Genomic DNA, 1,917 nt, shown 5'->3' on the forward strand with positions numbered 1-1,917 from the left:
GCGCGGCATGCAGACTTCCATGTCGGTCTCAGGCCGCCTGTTGTAGTCGATGCGGTATTGCGTTTCGCCGGCCTGCGCCAGGCGGCTCTTGTTGGCGATGCCGGCTTCGTAGTCGACCAGCGCTTCGGTGCGCAGAAGATCGGGAATGCCGGCAGGCACGTAGCGGATCTTGGTGCCTGCCGCCTCGGCATGCCATTTGGCCAACAGCGTGCGGTCGAAACCATCCGGTGCCTCTTCGATCTCCAGGCTTTCGCGGATTTCGCCGGTGAGACCTTCGTCCTGGCTGAGGCCGAGGAGCCAATCGAGCGACACCTTGAACTCGGCGGCGATGTTAAGCAGTGTTTCGGCGCGGGGCAGGCGCGTCGAGGCGCCCGACAGCAGTTGCGACAGCGCCGAGCGGTCGATGCCGACCGCGGTTGCAAAGGCCGACTGGTTCAGGTCGGAGCGTGTCAAGAGCATTTTCAGTCGCTCGCGGAAGATCGTCGACAGGTCGCGCTTGTCCATGTCCGTGCTCCACCTGGATTGAGGAAAAATTTGCGCCGGAACCGCTCCGAGGGTGGCGTTAGGCGTAAATGAATCCCTAAGTCTGTTTACAATGTATAACATGTGCGGTCAAAAATGCGCAATCGCAACAGTTTGTGCACTTTGTCTCGTTGAGTGGAATCATTTCTCCTGACACAATGCTGTCAGGAATCAATTGGGATTCCGGCGACTGAGGGGCAGTGGTCGATAGCATGACGAGCAAGAGCATCAGGCGACACAGCGTACGGGCCATTGAGTGGCCAACCGTGGTACTCGCCTTCTTCTGCTACGCGACATGGCTCGCCACCGGTTTCCTGCTCTGGCCTTCCTATCCCGTCCTGGCGCTCGCCGTCCTCGCCTTCACCGCCGCATTGCAGTCGTCGATCATGCACGAAGTGCTGCACGGGCATCCGACGCGCAACGCGCGGGTCAACGAAGCCTTCGTGTTTCTGCCGATCGGTCTGGTCTGGCCGTTCCGCCGCTTCAAGACCATTCATCTGCGTCACCACGCCGACGAGCGGCTGACCGACCCGCTCGATGACCCGGAAAGCTATTATCAGGCGCTCTGGCAGCATGACGAGCTGCCGCCGACGATGAAATTCCTGCTCAAGATCAACAACACCATGGCAGGCCGCTTCGTGCTCGGCCCGTGGCTGTCCTGCGTCGGCTTCTTCATCGACGATGCCAAGCAGGTGATCGCCGGCGACAAGCCGATCCGCAAGGCCTGGCTGCTGCATGCGATCGGCCTGGCCGTCGTGCTGCCGATCGTTCAGTTCGGCTTCGGCATCCCGCTGTGGCTTTACATTCTGGTGCCGGTCTGGCTCGGCCAGTCGCTGATCTCGATCCGTACGTTCGCCGAGCATCAATGGTCGGAACATCCGGAAGGCCGTACGGTGATCGTCGAGCGCTCGCCGCTGTCGTTCCTGTACCTCAACAACAATCTGCATTTCGTCCATCACAAGACCCCGACCGTGGCCTGGTACAAGCTGCCCAAGCTGTTTCGCGACCGCCGTGAGGAATGGCTGCGGATGAACAATGGCTATGCCTATCCGAATTATTTCGCGCTGGTCAAAGCCTATGCGTTCAAGGCGAAAGAGCCGATCGTGCACCCGGTGCTGCGGCGTGCGCCTGAGCCGGGCAGGGCCTTCAAGCCGCGCATCAGGGCGCGCAGCATCAGCGGGCTCGGCAGTGCGCCGGTTCCCGCCGAGCCGCCCAAGGAATAATTCCGGCCTACCCGGAATCCGTGTCGGCCAATTCTGATTGGACGCCGCGTTTTCGCGATCCTTTTTCCAGACATGATGATTTGATATCGGCATGAGTGAATTGGTTGCGGCGTTGCCGATGTATGATTGGCCCGAAATGCGCGATGAGGTCGACGCGCAATGGGTGCTGCTG

At 60.6% G+C, this 1,917-nt stretch carries 2 protein-coding genes and 1 pseudogene; 2 read left to right on the top strand and 1 reads right to left on the bottom strand.

The genetic code is table 11. The features are described from left to right. A partial coding sequence (locus EN994_RS29300; RefSeq protein WP_127308046.1) for a helix-turn-helix transcriptional regulator occupies positions 1–504 on the bottom strand: 504 nt, incomplete at its 3' end. 230 nt (positions 505–734) lie between these two features. Between EN994_RS29300 and EN994_RS29305 the strand changes: the two genes are divergently transcribed. Together EN994_RS29305 and EN994_RS36900 are read left to right on the top strand one after the other, a co-directional pair. Continuing rightward, positions 735–1,745 carry a fatty acid desaturase gene (locus tag EN994_RS29305; RefSeq protein WP_164746312.1) on the top strand — a complete coding sequence of 337 codons (1,011 nt, stop codon included), beginning with the start codon at positions 735–737 and terminating at the stop codon, positions 1,743–1,745. Positions 1,746–1,836: 91 nt separating this feature from the next. After that, positions 1,837–1,917 (top strand): annotated as a pseudogene (locus EN994_RS36900) (phosphate ABC transporter substrate-binding protein); the annotation flags it as partial.

Source organism: Mesorhizobium sp. M7A.F.Ca.CA.002.09.1.1 (assembly GCF_003998555.1).
GTDB lineage: Bacteria > Pseudomonadota > Alphaproteobacteria > Rhizobiales > Rhizobiaceae > Mesorhizobium > Mesorhizobium ciceri.

Excerpts from the sequence above, each read along its gene's own strand:
- EN994_RS29305 (WP_164746312.1), top strand. The coding sequence starts at position 735 with ATGACGAGCAAGAGCATCAGGCGACACAGCGTACGGGCCATTGAGTGG.